Genomic DNA, 18025 nt, shown 5'->3' on the forward strand with positions numbered 1-18025 from the left:
CTGACATTCAAACAGCCAAACGCCAAAACAAAGAAAAGGAAAGAGAATGGACCTTTACGGATACTTTCGCTCATCCGCCAGCTACCGAGTGCGTATCGGGCTCAATTTGAAAGGCCTGGAATACGAGTATCACCCGGTAAACCTGCTCAAGGGAGATCAGCACGGAGACGACTACCGCACGTTGAATCCACACGGGCTACTGCCAACCCTGAATGATGGCGAAACCAGTCTCACCCAATCCCTCGCCATTTTGGAATGGCTGGATGAAACCCACCCAGAACCAGCGCTACTTCCAAAAGCGCCTGAGGCCCGCGCACATATCCGCGCGCTCGCGCAAAGTATTGCCAGCGATATTCAACCTATACAGAACCTCAGGGTTCTGCAGTACCTCCAGGCTGAACTCAAAGTCAGTGATGAGCAAAAAACTCAATGGATTCAGCACTGGATACACCTGGGCTTCTCCGCGCTGGAGAAGCAATTAAGACCCTCGCCTTTCGCCGCTGGAGACAATCCAGGGTTGTTCGAGTGTTGCTTACTCCCGCAAGTATACAGTGCGGAACGCTTTGGCCTGGATATGACCCAGTACCCCAAAATCCAGAAAATCACAGACGCTTGCAATGAACTGCCGGCCTTTATTAAAGCCCACCCCTCAGAACAACCCGACTGTATTGTGTAGTACTCTTTTATGGATGCCTGGTCTCATCGGGCATCCTTCATACACTCGAAAATTTCACTACTTGCCACATGTCATTGGCTGTGGTTAATATCTCTATCCAAACTTGAAAATAACTCGAATAATAATATTCCCCACTGCTGTAGCTAATCAGCCGAGGTCATCAATATGAACTCCCAAGACCAGATCTCCCCCAAAGAAAAAGAAGTCATTAAGCATGTCAAGAAGCTGAAGAGCTTTTACCAACACCTAATCACCTATTTATTAGTTATCTCGGGACTAGTAATTGCCAACTTAATACTCGCCCCCGGATACTTATGGTCACTCTGGGCGGCATTTGGCTGGGGTATAGGGCTCGCCTCCCATGCAATTAGCACCTTCAATTTATTTAATTTCTTTGGTGAAGATTGGGAGAGAAAGCAGATAGATAAGAGAATGGGGCGTAAATAGCAATAAATCGTGCGCGATGGAGCATCGCCAAATACAAGCATATGCTTTAGATGTTAGAGTACTTTCCTTAAAGTACTCTTCTCCTAGCCTCTCACTGTCAACGCAAAAATTCCAAACACTTGCCTACTTACGAACAATTACCTGTAATCTAAATAAAAATCTACGCATCCCAAGCCGTTTGAAAAAAACAGTTAATTAACAGGCTTAAATTATCGAGCTCTGGTAACAAAGTATTAACACACTTTTTATATAACAAATAATAAATATACTATTAAAACGATAACAGGAACCCCAATGTCCTTCCTCAAATTCTCTACAGGCGCTCTATGTCTATCACTTTGGATATCTATACCCAGCATCAGTAAAGCTGACACTTTTCACTGGCCCGATTACCAAGCAGAAGCAGCCACCAGTGAGCATCGTATTGATGAGCTTTATTACTTACAGCCCCATAACAGCTATGAGCGGCTAGAAAACGGTGAAACACTGACTGACTGGCTCGACAAAGGCTTTCGATCACTGGAAATCGATGTCGTAGATCACGGTGCCTGGCAGGGTAGCAGCCATGGGCCCTATGTTGCTCATGGACAAAACGACATCGGTAATCACATGTGCAATAGCAACGGAGATGATGATCGTCTGGAACACTGTCTGGACGATATCAAATCCTGGCTCTCCGTTAACACTATTGAAGCGCCAATAATACTGTATATCGATATGAAAACCAATTTAGATTGGTTTAACGCCTGGTATGCAGATGAAATTTATTTGCTTGACCAGTATATCCAACAAGAGCTGGGCGACCTCCAGTACAGCTACCAGGATATGCTTTCATATTTACAACAAATTTCTTCCTCAGAAAATTACCGTACCACGCTTAAAAGTACAGGATGGCCTAGCGTTGGCAACTTATTAAATAACGGCAAAAAAGTAATCGTTATTTTTACCGGAGGACAGTCAGGCAACGTCAATAATCGAATGGAATCCGCATTAGACTCTTACGAGATGAGCGCATTTTTATGTCCTGATATAGATACCGCAGATCCAGAAGAATTTACCGGCTCCATTGATTCAATAGACAGCAGTAGTTCGCAAAGAATATTTTGCGGCAATGTCCAGGCTGGCGATCATTACCAGATAACAGCCAACGCAGCCGCTGAAACCAAACAGCTGATGCACCTATGGGATAGTTCTGGCGATTTTAGCAATACCGACTACGGCTACATATTTACAGCAATCGCACATGGTGCCACTGCAATTGGGATAGATCCTGATACAGTCGCAACCACCCCCAATTATACTGGCACGGCAATTCCTTTTGTAGGAGTAAGGAGAAGTCTTCCCGGCTATTTGAGAATCCGTTCTGCGTCAAATGCTGACTTGTGCATGACCGTCTCCCAGGGCTATAGCAATGGCTCAAACCTAAATATGAACAACTGTGGCTCCGGCAATGAACAGCAGTTTGTTTACACTGCTGAAGGCCAACTCCGCCCTAAGGGTAATAATAAATACTGTGTTGACTTCAACACTGGCTCTGCTGATAACGGCGATAAAATGCACCTGTGGGATTGTGACGGCGGCAATTCGGAAAAATGGCAAATCCAGGAAAGTGGAATCATCCAGAATCGCGATAAGAACTGGACCTACTGTATAGACGCACCGGGTAGTTCAGCCGACGTAGGTGAGCGTCTTCAGGTTTACAAATGTGATGAAAGCGATAAGAGCCAACAGTTTGCTTTAGAAACAGTCAATGATTGGGAGCAGAGTAGTTTTTAACTACAGGCTTCAACAAAAAAGGGCATCGTGATAGATGCCCTTTTATTCAACTCAAATACAATGTCCGAGTTCTTGCGAAAGTCACTGGAGATTTAATCCAACTCCCCTGCTTCACACTCCCTCCAATCACCAAAGATACCGTCATCAGCAGCCACCCAGGTTTCATAGGTGAAGCTCAACTCCGGAATTTCTTTAATATTGAAAGAGAAATGGAATCCCTCTGCTTTGTCATCAGTACGAATACAAGGCACAGTCGGCATCCAGGTTTTAAAGTTAAGAGACTCGCCTTTACTTATAACCTGCCCCTCTTCCAGTCCTTCAAACCAGGGAGCGAGGCTTTTCAAGTCACCATTGATATGCTGAACCTGTACATTTTCAATCGTGTAGTCGGAGTCAACGGCAGTCATTGACCACTGCAAGTATTCCTCTTCCGTCGCGGAGGTATCCCATTGCAAGTTAGACGGGGTAGCGTAAGTCGGAATATTCTCATAGGGCATCGGCAGCCAAAGGCTTTCATCCCAGGAGTTAATATTCCGCAGACGAACGCCCTTAGCATTGCTCATGGGCTCAACTTCTACAACAAAATCATATTTCGGCGCATTATCAATTAAGTCAGTAGCATAGTAGCGGAATACGTAAGTGCCCGCCTTGGAAAATACAGTGCCAGTCGTATTTTCACAGTCATCGCTATCAGGATAGCTCGTGTACTCACCATCTTCTGGAGCGCTATGCAGCTCTTCATAGGTGAATACTTCATCACCATCCGGGTCAACTACGACCGGGCGGTGCAACAGGGACATGCACGGTAGAATTTGGTAGAAATCTTCCCCGGTAGACAGACTACCCCAGTTGCGCGCCCAAACTACGGAGCGAATTTCTGGTACTGCATTGGAAATTTTAGCTAGACCGTCATCTTCAGAATACGTCTTTGCATATAAACCACGATCATCACTTACGATTAAACGCGCAGTATAGGAACCCGGCACATCGGTAATTACCTGCGCTCGGCGAAGCTCCTGACTCTCGGGCTCAATGACCGCCTCAATAACCGCATTACTACCATCCGGCTTATCTACCAGCTCCCAATGGAAAGTCATCGGATCATCATTGGGGTCACTACTGGAAGCATCAAAGATCAGCGGTTCTCCCACTAGAACAGACTTGGATTGGGCTTCGACACTTCGAGTGGAAGGGTAACCATTTACGTTACCAATCTTCGCTTCCATAGTCGCTTCCAATGTCACCTTGTTGGCCCCATCAGAAACAGTCATGCTTACACGATAAGTGCCTACAACATCCAACTCTTGGATTTTTTTACCCATTGGCTTCCAGGAGCCAATGTCTTCCAATTCTGCAACGCTGCCGTCAGGTTTTTCGATTAGCTCCGCATCAATAATCTGCAGGGCATCGCCTTCCGGGTCATAGCCAACAAAATTGAACTCCGCACGAAGCCCCAGCTCCTGCTCTCCGATACTGTAGGATGGGTAATAACCTGTTGCTTCAATCTCACCGATTGGAGCCTCATTCACTTCCGCATCGGAATCGGCTTCCACTACGATAGTGACTTCACGCTCTTCACTTTTTCTAGCACCGTCAAAAACAAACAAAATCAAATTGTAAGTATCGGCAGCTACAGGTGTGAACTTAAGGGTAGAGGTTGTCTGACCTTTCAACTCAGGAATTGGTACGCCATCCGTTTCAACTGGACTGGAATCCCATTTCCAACGATATTGCAGCGAATTACCCTCAGGGTCATAACTCTCGCTAGCATCCAATACAACTTGCTCACCGAGAACAATGGTCTGCTCTTCTGTCACTGCAACGGGAGGTGCATCACCCGCCGAAACTGTCACCAGAACTTCTGCGGGCTCACTGGCAACGCCGTTGTATGTTACAACCAACTCAAGCCTGTACTCGCCTTCGATATCCAAATGCAATGTCGGCTTGCTTGAATCGCTATTTATCAGGTATGCGGCACTATCTAGAGGTTTTTCAACGAGGGTCCATAAATATTCCAGGTCCCCAGTTTCACCAGTCGGGGGCGTGCTCAGACTACCGTCAAGACCCAGAGTTTCCGTACCCAGAATAATGCTGTGTACAGGTTCAGTAATCGCTACGGGATATGGGCTGGTTGCAGTCAACGTCATACGAGCCGCTTCACTGGTTTCAGTACCGTCATCGACAATCAGGCTTACCACATAGTCCCCTGGAAGGTCTGCGGTAAATTCAGTGTAAGCATCATCTGCACTGGTAAGCTCAGCCAAACTAAGCTCAGGCCACTCAATCAGCTCCCACCGGTAAGTGAGATTCGCATCTCTTGGGCTGCTGCTATCAGTTCCATTCAGCTGAACAGTAACGTCACCATCTGCCAGAGAGAAAGTAGTATCCACAGGAGACAACAAACTGATACTAGCAGTGGGTTTTTTAACTGAACTACCGCCCGATCCACCACCGCAGGCGGCGAGCGTGAGAGACAGACATAGCATGCCCAATAGGGCTATTGCTCTTTTCATCTGTGGTGCTCCAAATAATTAATATTGATAAGTCAGACTGAGTCTCGCAGTGCGCCCAGGTGCGGGAACAAGACCAAGACTCAAAGCATCTAGGTAATATTTATCGGCCACGTTATCGACGGTGAAATCCATCGAGAAACTATCGTTAAATTGGTAGCTGGTATAAATATCCAGCACTTCATAGCTGTGCCATAAAACAGGCTCATTAAAGCTAGTGGGTGCGTTGTAACGAGGGATAGAATTCCGCTCACCAACAAAAGTACCGCGCACCCCCAACTCCAATTTTTTGCGGAACAAACGCAGACCAAAATGAGCACTGGCATGCCAGTTTGGCGGGATCATGTTATTGATATAACTTTCCGGGATGCCCCAATCTGTGCAGTAGTAGCGAACGTAACTGCCGACGTTACAGACTTCTATATGGCTGTACTTGGTACCGCTTAGCTCCAGCAACCACCAGTGAGCATCATAACCAAGGTTCAATTCCAAACCTTTTAAGTCGAGACTGTCGATATTACGCATGCGGAAGAAGTCGAGACCATCTTGGGACTCTTCCCAGGCATTGGGCTGGGTGCGAGTCAGATAATCATCAACATGGTTTTCGAAGTAAGCTACTTTTGCACGCAGCTGATGATTTGCTTCAAATAACTGACCATTTAGGTAGTTAATCCCAACTTCATTATTTTTAGCGTGCTCAGGGCTCAGTGGAATATCCAGCGCCGGGCTCACCGACCAACCGGAGGTATTTTCAAAAAGACTCGGCATACGCAATGCCTGTGCATGGCGGGCATAAAACTGTAAGCCCTTAATCGGCTCCCAGGTCAGGACCACCATTGGCGCAGTGCCAGAGTGATTATTTTTATAGTGAACCGGTAAACAGCCACCTTCTCCATCAGCAACACATGCAGGGTCGCTGGTACTTAGCGGGAGTGCATTGTTATCTTTTGAGGAGAAACGGGTATAGCGAAGCCCTGATTCAAGAGTCCACTCCGGCCATGGTTGCCACTCAATACTGGTAAATGCACTGTATTCATCGCGCCAACCACTGCGAGAACCGGAATAAAAACTATCGGTTGCCGGAGTATCGGTATCCATATCTTCCCACTGAGCAGAAATACCGTAATCCCAGCGCAGCTCACCCATGGGGTAGAAGCGCATGCTGTTGGTTATATCCAAACCAAATCGCTGATAGTCATCGGTACGCGCAGTATTGTCTTCCAGCTCAACAGAACCCACATCCGGGGTATTCAAGTCGGTAACTGCATCGGTATGCCAGAAATTAATACGCAAATCTGCCCAGTCATATTCTACGGGTTGCCAGCGGTAACGAGCGGTATAAGTTTGGTTCAGTACCTCACTATCAAGCCACTGGCGCGCCTGCCCAAAAGAAACAATCTGGGAGGGCATCATTTCGCCATAAGTGCTGTTATAGCGCAGGTAGCTCAATTCCAGGCTCTGGTCCTTTGGCAAATGGAGGCTGCTTTTTAATAACCAGGAGTCACTAGAAAAATTGGTATTGGGGATTTGCTCGCCCGCGCGGAATGGAGATGCCCCTACAAGAGTGACCGGGGTTTCGGTATACCAGGCCAACTCTTGAGATTCGCCAACAATCACTTCCGGTGCGGGACCATCAGTACCTGCATAGTAATTGCCCTGCTCACGTTGAGCGTGGGCCACCACCAAATCACCCCACTCAAAACGCTGGGCGCCTGCGAAACTCGCCGCGTAACCTTCGAAATCCAACAAGCTGGGGCTATCCATACCGTAATCAGGCGCAAAGCTCTCCGGCATTGCATAGTCATCAGTGCAATAGCTGGCGAAGCGGCAGTCGGAACGGTAGGCATTTCGTGGAAGGTAATAGCCAGCATAGGTACCGGGCGCTGGAGCTTCGCTATTGTTGCCAACTCCACTGACACGAACACGGAAACCCGACAATTCGCCGGGTTTTACAACATCTTCCGCTCGCAGGGTATTTACACTGACAACGCCCCCGGTAGCGCCAGTGCCCTCAGCGCCCATTACTGGCCCTTTATCAATACGCAAGGACCCAATCAGATCTGGGTCAATATAACTGCGACTGGAAACCCCGGCATAACCGCGATAAATCGTTGTTTCCTGGCGACTGCCATCGATTAAGACAGGAACCCTGCCCTGTCCTTGCATACCGCGAATATTGACATCCAAACCACCGGAATTTCGGTTTTCACTGATAAGTACACCGGGAGTGCCCTGGAAAATATCGCCAACACTGGTACCGCGAAAGCGCTCAATATTTTCCTGGGTGAGAATATTTACTGAACCGGACTCGCGAAATGCCTGGTCTTTTTCACCGCCATCTCGAGTCTCAACCTGGATGCTGTCCAGCACCATCAGATCCTGCTCGCCAGCGGACTGGATCAACCAGGCTCCGCTACCAACGGGAACCGCTTGCAGATTAGTACCGCGCAACAAGCTCAACAGAGCTTCTTCTGCACGATAGCTGCCAAATAGTGCTGGAACAGAAATAGCTTCCACCAGGCTCTCGTCGAAAGAGAGCGTTACCCCGGCCTGGCGTGAATAGAGGTTGAGCACATCTCCCAGATTGCCCGCTGGCAAACTGAATTCGATCAACGCTGTATTGCCCTGCTGGGATTGCGCAAAACTCGATACGGGAACTACGGCCAACAACAGTGCCAACAAGGTGGGCAAAATATGTCTCGGGGCGCGGGACTGCATTTAAGCGGCTTCCTATTCTCAGGTGTATAACTAGGAAGCCGAACGAAAATCAAAAACCCGTAATCTAAATGAGAATTATTTTGTTTTTTTTGCTTCGGAGGGAAAACTAGCAATCAAAAGCGTCATCAAAAATAAAAAATGACACCTTCGGATAACTTTTTTGTGGTCATCTGGCAATAAGAGCAGGAATTAAAGGTTGCCCGTTCCGAAAAAACCGTCAGCCCGGACGCATAGGGGAAGGCAGGGAGCGATGCGACTTACTATCAGCCCGGCAATTGAATCGTTGCCCACCAGCGCGTGGTATAGCTCAGTTCAGCTCCCGCCGAACGCGCCAATATTTTTAGGATGGTGTCGATATCGTGAAGCTGGAAAACCCCGGAAACCTGATGATCTCTTAATGCCGGATCACAGCGTAAAAAACCAACTCGATAGCGAGACAACTCTTCAAGCAGTGCCCCTAATGGCATGCTCCGAGCTGAAAGCACCCCGTCAATCCATCCGCTGTAATCAAACATCTTGCTGTCCAGAGCGAGCGAACCGGCTCCAGTAAGACGATAAGCCTCACCCGCTTTAACTGCAAAGGGCTCTATATCCGCACTCGGTTGAACCTGCACCCCACCTTCCACAACCTGCAAAATCGTGTGGCCATCGCCATTGCGCACAAAAAAGCGTGAGTCATGGGAAATCAGCTGCCCCTGAGGCACCGATACCTGCATTGGCCTCGGGTCAGCGGCACTGGTCAAGTGCATTTCACCTTTAGTCAGCACAAGGGAACGGATTGCTGTGCCCGACTCCCATTCAATGGCACTTCCGGTGTTTAACCAGACCTGGCTCTTATCATCCAGAGTATATTGGGCCGGCTTAGAACCAGAGGAATAGTCAGCGGACATATACTTCAGCAAACCGGTATCATATCCCACCAGGCCAACGGCAAAAGCCCCAAGGACACCACCGCCCATGGTTTTAAGAGCAGCCCTGCGATTTAAACGGCGAATTTCTGCATCGGTTTGATTTAGGGTGGAATGGGCCAAACGCGGCGCTCGGCGAGCCACCGTATCTAGAGGTGACTCCATCCGCTCAAAACGCTGCCACGCCAGTTCATGCAGAGGGTCCGCCGAACGCCATTGACTGCAAGCATCGCGCTCTGAGTCAAGCGCCTCACCGGAACCCAGGCGAACGCGCCAGCTAACGGCTTGCAACAGCACCGCTTCAGGAATTTTTTCTCTATTTTTTTCTGGGGCGTTTGACATCAGCGAGCAAGTTCCAAGTCCATAGAAAATTATTCGTTATCGTACGCAGCGGCATAGCATTTGAGCATGGCTTTTGCGATGTATTTCTCTACTGAGGAAAGGCTCAACCCCTGCTGCTCGGCCACCTGGCGGTATGTTAAGCCGTCTAGTCTCGCCATTAGAAAGACCGTTTTCTCTATCGGGCGCAGACCACTGAGCAATTGATCGATTTGCTCCAAAAGCCCCAATAGCTCCCACTTATCTTCTGGGGAAGGACATTCCGGTTCCGGCAAATTTTCCAGCAGCGCTAAATAATTTTTCTCCAGCACTTGGCGACGGGCTTGGTCGATCAGCAGGTTCCCGGCCACTTTGGTTAACCAAGCCCTCGGGCTTCGAATTCCCGCAGGCAGGCTCGGCCTATCCAGCAGACGAATAAAAGTGTCCTGAGCTAAATCCTGGGCATTATCAACACCGGAAGTTCGGCGCGCTATCCAACGGACAAGCCACTCGTGGTGCTCTTGGTAAAGCTCATCAAATCCTGGGGTTGAAGGGGTTTCCGGGGCCAAAACTCAGACCTTGCGCTGTAATCTTTTGAGGGCGGGGACTGTAAATGATATCTATTCTCATTTAAAGTAGCTGAGCTGAGAATGTTATATCAATTTGGAATAACCCGGTGAATTTTTCAAAAAATATTGATCAACGGGATGGGTTAATTTGAATTTGGTCCGTCACCCATTACAAAGCCACCGGAATAACCGGGCGGTTATTGTTTAATTTGTTTTGGAAAAAACCCGTGAGCAATCCAGCAGAATGCCAATCCATTGAACCGACAGAGCCCACCTTTTCCGCTTGGCTGAAAGAAGGCACTAATACGACCCACGAGAGTCTTGATAAACGCATTATGTCCTTGTCACCATTTTCCAATCGCGAGCGGTATGCACTGTTTGTTCGCACGCAGTCGCGATTGCATCAAGCGGTGTCTGATTGGTTTCAAAGTGACGAATTAAATAATTTTTTGCCCGGCCTGAAAGAGAGAGACCGCTCTGAAGCAGTCCTCCAGGACTGTGCTGATTTCGAAATGCCCAAGAGTGATTTGAAAGCTGATCAGCAAGCCGCAGCAGAAGTCACAATTAGTGATTTCCACTCTGCACTTGGCTGGCTCTATGTAGTCGAAGGCTCCAACTTAGGAGCAGCATTCCTTCTCAAGTACGCGCGCAAACATCTGGATTTATCAGAAGAGTTCGGCGCACGCCACTTGGCAGGACATGAAGACGGTCGCGGGTTACACTGGCGCCAATTCAAAACTGCGTTAGATGCTCTTGAACTCAACGAAGAGCAAAAAGAAGTAGCCCTCAGTGGGGCCAAACAGGCCTTTGCTTTTGCACGACAAAATGTCGAACAATTATTAGCGCCCGCTACACCCTAATTTATTTTTCACCTGAAGCCAGGAGTCGGTAATGAAAATCTGGACTGTAATTTTATTGTGCCTGCTAGGCAGCACATTGGGACCATTACCGGCTTTAGCGCAGGAAAATAATTCCAACTCAAGCGAACAAAGCAATACAGAAATAGTTCTTGGGGGAGATGTGGAAACCTCCGTGGGGTTGCAAGAAAATCAAGACAACTCTACCTCGACTGCAACCTCCAACGTCGGAGATACCGCTTTCAGCGCACACGATTTATCTCCCATGGGAATGTATCACGCTGCAGATATCGTCGTTAAAAGCGTAATGATCGGCCTACTGTTGGCCTCTGTTTTAACCTGGGCGATTTGGCTTTTTAAAACCGTGCAGCTGGTAATAACACGTCGCAAGGCCAAACAATTATTGGCAACCCTGATCCAAAGCAATACGTTCGCCAATGCCGAATCGAAGCTTTCAGGCCAAACCGGCGGAGCCCTGCTATTGGTAGAAGCGAGTCGCCACGAACTCGAGCTATCCTCTGGTGGCCCAGTGTCAGATGACGGCTTAAAAGAGCGTGTTCTGGCTCGCCTGGAACGAGTCCAGGCTTCTCTCGCTACCGACATGAACCGTGGCACCGGGATTCTGGCAACCATCGGTTCCGTCGCCCCCTTTGTCGGTCTATTCGGTACGGTATGGGGAATCATGAACAGCTTTATCGGTATCGCAAAAACCCAAACCACAAACCTGGCCGTGGTGGCTCCAGGTATTGCGGAAGCCCTGCTGGCAACTGCGATCGGCCTGGTTGCTGCGATTCCGGCGGTAGTAATTTACAACTACTTTTCCCGGGCTATCGGCAATTATCGCGCGGTATTAGCCGATAACGTCACCGCCTTAATGGTACTGATTAGTCGCGACCTGGATCGCCACCACCCAAATGCTCGCCCGCTCGCCGAACTGGTTAGCGCGAACAAAATGCGCGCAGTACCGCAGGTTCAGGGCGTCAACTAATGGCATTCAATCTCAACAGCAGCAATAGCGAAGAACTGCCAGAACAGCACGATATCAATGTCACACCTTTTATCGATGTGATGCTGGTATTGCTAATTATTTTTATGGTTGCGGCTCCGTTGGCCACTGTAAGCGTGCCCGTCAATCTACCCTCGGCGACAGCTCCACAACAACCCCAGGCAGAAGATCCGAAATATCTCACCCTGCAAAAGGACCTCACCCTGACTCTCGGTGAGGACAGAGTTATTGTGCGGGAGAACTTGGCTGCTGAACTCCAGGCAAATGAAATTGGCACAGAACAGCAAATCCTTCTGCGTGCCGACAGCAAAGTGGAATATGGGGATTTGATGGACCTGATGAACCGCCTTGCCAGTGCCGGATACCAGAAAATCGCTCTGGTAGGTCTGGATAAACCGGCGACCGTAAACCAATGAGCCTCTTGGCTGGCCCGAAGGTAAAATCTGCAAGGCGTCCGCGATTTTTTCTATCGCTCTGCGCCTTTTGCTGCGCCCTAGCCCTTCACGGACTTATTGCCGTCTATTTTTTATGGCAGCCCAAATCCGAACTGGCGCTGCCGCCCGCTGCAGCACCACAGGTATTTGAAGTCAGTATGGTAGCCGCTCCAGTGGCACCACCCACGTCGCTACCGGTAGGTCCTCAACAACAGGAATCCTCTCCCGCAAACCAGCAGAGCAACGAGCCACAAAAAACCTCTGCGCAGTCAGAGCCTGTTATTTTGCCAGAAGCCCCCTCGGAAATTGCCATTGAGAAGCCCGAAGAGGAGCCCCCCACGGAGGAAAAGGAAGAGACCCCTGAGCCAGTGGAAGAGAAGGAAATCGCACAGCAACAAGACTCCAGAGGAGAGGCTACTGGAGAAACTGTTGTTGAAGAAACATCAGCCCCTCTCGCGGCAGATGTAGCAGAAGCAGAGCAAGCTGCGGCACCGGAAGTGGGCGCCTTGAACCAGAGGGAATCACAAGCCAGATTAACCTGGCAGAACCAATTACAGGCTCATCTTGAGCGAAGAAAACGCTACCCCCGTAGCGCCCAAATACGGCGTCAACAGGGTATTCCCTGGGTACAATTCACGATGGACCGGCAAGGCAAGGTACTAAAGGTTGAGCTGCACCGAGCCAGTGGTATCTCGGCTCTCGACCGAGAAGTCGTGGCCTTGGTGCGCAGGGCAGAACCACTGCCTAGACCACCAGAAGAGGTACCCGGTGATCCTCTGACAATGGCTGTTCCGGTCGAATTTTTTATTCGTTAACCAAAATAAATTGCTTTCTCAGAACTGGGAGGCCTGGTTTCACATAAACCAGAAAGTCACCTCCCTGGACAGAGGAAATCATCCACATAATCCGTTACCCTGCACTAGCGACCTATCGGCCTGCTGACTCTATTGACTAGGTGCTGGGCAAACTGCTTATGAGCAAGCAGACCAAGCGGACAAATATTGTTACTTTTGATGCACAACTACTGCAATAAGCTAGAAGGTAGAGGTACCGAATGAAAGAATCCACTGAAGACAGCGTAATGTCCTACACCCCGCCGTTGGCAAAGGGCTGGATGCGCTGGCTGTGGGGCGCCGCTGCTTGCTTTTTTATCGCCCTTGGCATTATCGGAGCCATTCTTCCCGGCCTGCCGTCGGCTGTATTTATTGTCCTCGGTGCCTGGGCCGCATCACGCAGCTCCCAGCGCCTGCACCAATGGATCGAAGAACACCATCTCTTTGGGCATCTATTGCGGACTTGGCGCAGTGGTTATGTAAGCCGCAGAACCAAGTTACTGGCCAGCCTGACAATGGCTATATCCCTAGCTTTTGCCATCCTTCATATCAGTAATATTTACCTTCTTTGCTTTACCATTGGCGGCATCAGCTGCGGCGCCTACTGGATTTGGTCACGGCCGGAACCCAGGGAGTAGACAACGCTACTTTCTACCCCTATTTGGCAGCAGACACCCGTAGATTTTAGCGCTATAGTCCCCCAACAAGGATTTGTCTGGGGGACAGGATGTACAACGTAGTACTTTTTTCACCTTCTAGGTGCAACAATTTGGACCGGTGGGCATCTGATACTTGCCTGCACAATACTACCCAAAGTTTTACGGGATAAGGATGTAGCTTTTCTTTCCCGGTTTGAAAGCAGCTACGAAAAGATTGGCATCCCCGCCCTGCTCATTCAAATACTCTCCGGGCTATATCTCTCATATACCCTACTGCCTGACTTATCCCAGTGGTTCAACTTCTCCAATCCAATTTCTCGCCTGGTATCCTTCAAACTGATTCTTTTGGCATGCACTTTCTTACTGGCAATTGACGCAAGGCTGCGAATCATTCCAAATCTTTCTGAAAAAAATCTCACTGCACTGGTATACCATATTATCCCAGTTACAGTACTGTCCGTTCTCTTTGCTTTTGTTGGAATTTCATTTCGAACGGGATGGTTGTTTTAGATTGCGCCCCAGCGCACATACTGCTGAATCAGAAGGAGATGCCAAAAACGTCCCCACTGGCTTGCTTGATCGATATACTGAGCAAAAATGGGATATGACAGGAGTTCGGGGTTTGTCTATAGCTGAATACTATGAAGTGATTTTCGATACGCTGGAAAAAAACGAATCCATCCAAGACGGCCTTGAAAACCTTTCTTTTTGGGCTGATGGCCGAACCCCCAATTTGGCATGGCTAAAGCTGCCCACTATGCTAGGAACGGATGAACTTGACCTAGCCCAAACATGGTTCGATACAGAACTGGTAGCTGCTGGGGACTCGCTTTCTCCTTCAGTCCTATATTTCGAGCTGCGTGAATTCAGAGATAGTATCGGCCGGGAATTCCCGGATATCAGCTTAACACTACTTCCTCAACTATTTAAAAGCAGACGGGATTGGATATATTCGAATTCTGATTTGGGCTCGAGATATTTGAGAAATATTGCAGCCTTGTGTAAAGGAGCTAACAAGCCGAAACACCTAAATAGAGACGGATACATTGGTTTCAGCTTATGCTATACATCCCTCCTAGCACGAGAACTCTGCAAAAACGAACAACTTCTCCAATACAGTGAAGAAGCACCGATTAAAATTGTTGTTGGATTTTCTTCTGGAGACCTTCTTGAGATTATGCGTATATCTAACGGCCTGCTTTATTACGAACGTCGCTTTGCGCAGTTAGAGAGCCTGTAAATAATTAGCTATATCTCTGTGGACTTTGAAGACCCGCCCTAAAGGACACCCAGGTATAAGTATCCTAGCTTCCCTTAGCCTTAGAAAATTGGTACCACAAAGCAATCTGGCATAAACACACCAACTATCACAATAATTTTATACTGACCGAAAATAGCATCTATTGCTCAAGGAAAAAACTAATGGAACTAGCAATTTATCAAGTAGATGCCTTTGCCTCCGAGGTATTTGAAGGTAATCCTGCTGCTGTGTGCCCTCTTGATAACTGGCTTGCGGATGAGACACTGCAAAAGATAGCTGAGGAAAACAACCTTTCTGAAACCGCATTCTTTGTTAAAAATGAAGATACCTTTTCTCTGAGATGGTTTACTCCTGAGGCAGAAGTAGATTTATGTGGCCACGCCACACTCGCAGCTGCCCACGTTCTATTTACTCATTTAAGATACTCAGGCCAAACCATCCAGTTTGATACAAAAAGCGGCCCACTGTTAGTCCAGAGATCGGGAGTTGTCTATAGTATGGACTTTCCGGCTAGCATTCCGGTATCCACAGAGGCACCAGATGCTCTTATTGATGGCCTCGGCATCACTCCGCGAGAAGTTCTGTGTGCATATGATTATATAGCTGTGTTGGGTAGCGAAACCGATCTAAAATCTGTAAAACCAAATTTTATAAAACTTTCCCAGCTGGATAAACGAGGAGTTGTCATTACCGCTCCTGGGGCAAGTAACGATATTGATTTCGTTAGCCGATGCTTCTATCCAAAATTAAAGGTAAACGAAGATCCTGTGACCGGGTCAGCGCACTGTCAACTGGCACCATATTGGAGCCAACAATTTAAAAAGGATGTGCTTTTAGCTAAGCAACTCTCCAAGCGGACTGGACTAATCCACTGCGAACTGCATAGTAACAGAGTCTCTCTCAAGGGAGGCGCTGTAGATTATCTTCACGGCAGTATTAAGATTTAATGGCTTGGAAAGTAAAATTTATATAAGGAGCCTCTAAATAATTCTGTGATATCACTGGCTCACAGAGATATTACGGAATTGCTCAGGAGCTCCACAAGTCATCTTGCTACATATTCTCATTAAAAGCTCTTCGGCTCTGCTTAGTGGTAACCTCCCCCCCCCCAAAAAAAACAGAAGAGCCACTATCCGAACCTCCAGTTACAACCTGACTCAACACCCTAGCCTTTTACTTATCTCAAAGTGAGAACTTAGAGCCTATAGATGTCTTCCTGACCCAGAATGTAGATCCAGGGCAATAGTTAAAGATTGCGCGCCCCTTGTAGTACATCAGTGAATCACCTAACCTTCAAACACGCCACCATTGACCGTAAATTGCACAGACAGTCTATTATTTGGACAAGGTCATATAGCTGTCAGGTAAGCGTCGCAGGAACATCGTAGCCAATAAGGACTGCCCCCCTGAAAATGGAGCTCAATTTTCAGGGGACAGAAGTATGGAAATGAAAGTTAACTCAAAGAAAATTATTAAACTGAGAACAACTAGAGCTTGGAGTCAACAACAACTAGCCGATGTTGCATCATTAAGCCTTAGAACCATTCAACGGATAGAAAAAAGTGGAAATGCCTCTCAAGATTCAATTAAAGCAATATCTTCAGCATTTTCACTGGAGCCCATAGATATAATCCTTGAAGAAAACCCGAAAAGATCGATGGCCAAGCAGGGCAGAAAATATCTCACCGCAATATTGGCCCTGGGTACGACTTTGCTCTTGTATACCTCCTTATCGTCAGCTTCTCCAATAATGCTTAAGGTAGATGCCAGCACCAGAAACGAGAACCTGGCCTCCGTCCGCCTCCTCAATAACAAAGGAGATGAAAGCGAAATCCAAATCGAAAACACACTTAGGTTCGAGGTATCTGCCGAGCAAGTTTCTGAAAACCAAATTCGATTACAGACGAAAATATATGAATTTGGGGCTTCTAGTGGTTATAAGCAGATAGCAAGCCCCATTCTGGTGACAGGGTTCAACCAAGCTGCAGAGGTAGAGTTTAAAACTTCAAACGGAACCCCGTTTAAAATCCAAATTACCCCTGAAATTTAGCCTGCCCAGCAAGGCTGGCACCTCATCAACGCTATCAGGAATATCTCCTAGGCCTACCTTGTTGTGGGTGGGCCTGAGAGGTATGCGGCGAGTGATATATATCCTAGCGAAAACTGCCTTCCTGAGCACACCTAGTAGTTATTGCAAATAAGTACACACTTACATTTAGGGTAAGATTTTGGAAGCGGAAGAATGCAAGGCTCAGACATTAATCCAGATGCCAACATAAACAATTCTTTACATATGAATGCGTCGCATATTGCAGCAATATTTTATACCGAAAATCGCGAGTAGATTAAAAAACAAGAAACGACGATCATCACGACCAAAAAGTGCTACAAGTCACACTTTTAGCATGCAATCCGTGCTAAATTCAGCGCATTCAAGTCGAGGTCAGCTTGATTGATTGCCGGACCGAAAACGCTGGTAAGCTCGCTGTAGGTAGTATTCCAATCATATATTGTTTTGTGCCAGTAGGCTCGATACCCATCAGCAGACAATTAGAAGTATGCCCTCCACAAAAGGAAGTAAATATTTACTTACAGGTCAAGTCTGAAGTAAATAGCGAGAATATAGCGATATCAAGAGCAATCGCAAAAATCGATCGTAGCTTAAGGTCGGAAGAACCTCTTCTTCACCTTGATGCAAGCACGAGAAAATGTGCATTGCAACTCTACGAGAGAGACGAAAACTGTAAAAGGACAAAGGAAGTCGTTCTTAAGGTATGTGCACAATAGGGAAAAGGCAGAGACAGGGATATTTTAGGTGACCAAAAGCACTCATAGTCTAATTTTCTTTTTTAGCAAAACACTCATGGCAAAGAAAAAAAATTGACATAAATGTAGGGTCGTTTGCTTTGATAGATTTATTCAGTATCAAAATAATCTGTACCCGCCATTAAAAGTGCCTTATCACTTTTGAAAATTTTGATTTTCCGATTTAACAAAAACCCAACGTATCGACAACCTTGTAACCACGGTTATCGGTGCAATCGACGCAACAG

At 47.6% G+C, this 18025-nt stretch carries 15 protein-coding genes; 11 read left to right on the forward strand and 4 right to left on the reverse strand.

All coding sequences use genetic code 11. The annotated features are described in order from the left end of the window. Positions 1–46 precede the first annotated feature (46 nt). The 3 genes from maiA (at position 47) to P0078_RS04895 (ending at position 2899) form a co-directional block, all read left to right on the forward strand. Complete coding sequence (gene maiA, locus P0078_RS04885) at positions 47–676, forward strand: maleylacetoacetate isomerase (RefSeq protein WP_282933357.1); 630 nt, start codon at positions 47–49, stop codon at positions 674–676. A gap of 165 nt (positions 677–841) precedes the next feature. Then, positions 842–1123 carry a 2TM domain-containing protein gene (locus P0078_RS04890; RefSeq protein WP_282933358.1) on the forward strand — a complete coding sequence of 94 codons (282 nt, stop codon included), beginning with the start codon at positions 842–844 and terminating at the stop codon, positions 1121–1123. A 294-nt stretch (positions 1124–1417) separates the two neighbouring features. Next, on the forward strand, positions 1418–2899 hold the full coding sequence (locus tag P0078_RS04895; protein ID WP_282933359.1) for a ricin-type beta-trefoil lectin domain protein: 1482 nt from the start codon (positions 1418–1420) through the stop codon (positions 2897–2899). 92 nt (positions 2900–2991) lie between these two features. On the opposite strand, the gene P0078_RS04900 is transcribed toward P0078_RS04895, so the two are convergent. The 4 genes from P0078_RS04900 to P0078_RS04915 all read right to left on the reverse strand — a co-directional run bounded on the left by P0078_RS04900 (position 2992) and on the right by P0078_RS04915 (position 9922). Beyond that, the gene (locus P0078_RS04900; RefSeq protein ID WP_282933360.1) at positions 2992–5412 is read right to left on the reverse strand and encodes a PKD domain-containing protein; all 2421 of its coding nucleotides are present in this window, start codon (positions 5410–5412) and stop codon (positions 2992–2994) included. A gap of 18 nt (positions 5413–5430) precedes the next feature. Continuing rightward, positions 5431–8127: a TonB-dependent receptor gene (locus P0078_RS04905; protein ID WP_282933361.1), complete on the reverse strand. Its 2697-nt coding sequence runs from the start codon at positions 8125–8127 to the stop codon at positions 5431–5433. Between the two features lie 263 nt (positions 8128–8390). Next, positions 8391–9377, reverse strand: coding sequence for a DUF4880 domain-containing protein (locus tag P0078_RS04910; protein ID WP_282933362.1), 987 nt, complete (start codon positions 9375–9377; stop codon positions 8391–8393). A gap of 29 nt (positions 9378–9406) precedes the next feature. After that, the gene (locus P0078_RS04915) at positions 9407–9922 is read right to left on the reverse strand and encodes a sigma-70 family RNA polymerase sigma factor (RefSeq protein WP_282933363.1); all 516 of its coding nucleotides are present in this window, start codon (positions 9920–9922) and stop codon (positions 9407–9409) included. Between the two features lie 227 nt (positions 9923–10149). Here P0078_RS04915 and P0078_RS04920 point away from each other — a divergent pair, with 227 nt between their 5' ends. The 8 genes from P0078_RS04920 to P0078_RS04955 all read left to right on the forward strand — a co-directional run bounded on the left by P0078_RS04920 (position 10150) and on the right by P0078_RS04955 (position 17022). Further along, positions 10150–10782 carry a biliverdin-producing heme oxygenase gene (locus tag P0078_RS04920; RefSeq protein WP_282933364.1) on the forward strand — a complete coding sequence of 211 codons (633 nt, stop codon included), beginning with the start codon at positions 10150–10152 and terminating at the stop codon, positions 10780–10782. 31 nt (positions 10783–10813) lie between these two features. Next, complete coding sequence (gene exbB, locus P0078_RS04925; protein WP_282933365.1) at positions 10814–11767, forward strand: tonB-system energizer ExbB; 954 nt, start codon at positions 10814–10816, stop codon at positions 11765–11767. Further along, complete coding sequence (gene exbD, locus P0078_RS04930; protein ID WP_282933366.1) at positions 11767–12201, forward strand: TonB system transport protein ExbD; 435 nt, start codon at positions 11767–11769, stop codon at positions 12199–12201. Before exbB ends, exbD begins: the two co-directional genes overlap by 1 nt. Continuing rightward, the gene (locus P0078_RS04935) at positions 12198–13034 is read left to right on the forward strand and encodes an energy transducer TonB family protein (protein WP_282933367.1); all 837 of its coding nucleotides are present in this window, start codon (positions 12198–12200) and stop codon (positions 13032–13034) included. Before exbD ends, P0078_RS04935 begins: the two co-directional genes overlap by 4 nt. Positions 13035–13273: 239 nt before the next feature. Continuing rightward, entirely contained in the window at positions 13274–13690 is a 417-nt protein-coding gene (locus P0078_RS04940) for a YbaN family protein (RefSeq protein WP_108732723.1), read from the forward strand. 532 nt (positions 13691–14222) lie between these two features. Then, positions 14223–14951, forward strand: coding sequence for a hypothetical protein (locus tag P0078_RS04945; protein ID WP_282933368.1), 729 nt, complete (start codon positions 14223–14225; stop codon positions 14949–14951). A 182-nt stretch (positions 14952–15133) separates the two neighbouring features. Continuing rightward, entirely contained in the window at positions 15134–15919 is a 786-nt protein-coding gene (locus P0078_RS04950; RefSeq protein ID WP_282933369.1) for a PhzF family phenazine biosynthesis protein, read from the forward strand. A gap of 494 nt (positions 15920–16413) precedes the next feature. Beyond that, a complete protein-coding gene (locus P0078_RS04955) occupies positions 16414–17022 on the forward strand; it encodes a helix-turn-helix transcriptional regulator (protein WP_282933370.1) in 609 nt (202 codons plus the stop codon). Positions 17023–18025: the final 1003 nt, after the last annotated feature.

This window comes from Microbulbifer sp. VAAF005 (genome assembly GCF_030012985.1).
In the GTDB taxonomy this organism is placed as follows: domain Bacteria; phylum Pseudomonadota; class Gammaproteobacteria; order Pseudomonadales; family Cellvibrionaceae; genus Microbulbifer.

Bases quoted from the DNA above. Each gene is read 5' to 3' on its own strand.
- maiA (WP_282933357.1), top strand. From the start codon at position 47: ATGGACCTTTACGGATACTTTCGCTCATCCGCCAGCTACCGAGTGCGT.
- P0078_RS04890 (WP_282933358.1), top strand. From the start codon at position 842: ATGAACTCCCAAGACCAGATCTCCCCCAAAGAAAAAGAAGTCATTAAG.
- P0078_RS04895 (WP_282933359.1), top strand. From the start codon at position 1,418: ATGTCCTTCCTCAAATTCTCTACAGGCGCTCTATGTCTATCACTTTGG.
- P0078_RS04900 (WP_282933360.1), bottom strand. From the start codon at position 5,412: ATGAAAAGAGCAATAGCCCTATTGGGCATGCTATGTCTGTCTCTCACG.
- P0078_RS04905 (WP_282933361.1), bottom strand. From the start codon at position 8,127: ATGCAGTCCCGCGCCCCGAGACATATTTTGCCCACCTTGTTGGCACTG.
- P0078_RS04910 (WP_282933362.1), bottom strand. From the start codon at position 9,377: ATGTCAAACGCCCCAGAAAAAAATAGAGAAAAAATTCCTGAAGCGGTG.
- exbB (WP_282933365.1), top strand. From the start codon at position 10,814: ATGAAAATCTGGACTGTAATTTTATTGTGCCTGCTAGGCAGCACATTG.
- exbD (WP_282933366.1), top strand. From the start codon at position 11,767: ATGGCATTCAATCTCAACAGCAGCAATAGCGAAGAACTGCCAGAACAG.
- P0078_RS04935 (WP_282933367.1), top strand. From the start codon at position 12,198: ATGAGCCTCTTGGCTGGCCCGAAGGTAAAATCTGCAAGGCGTCCGCGA.
- P0078_RS04940 (WP_108732723.1), top strand. From the start codon at position 13,274: ATGAAAGAATCCACTGAAGACAGCGTAATGTCCTACACCCCGCCGTTG.
- P0078_RS04950 (WP_282933369.1), top strand. From the start codon at position 15,134: ATGGAACTAGCAATTTATCAAGTAGATGCCTTTGCCTCCGAGGTATTT.
- P0078_RS04955 (WP_282933370.1), top strand. From the start codon at position 16,414: ATGGAAATGAAAGTTAACTCAAAGAAAATTATTAAACTGAGAACAACT.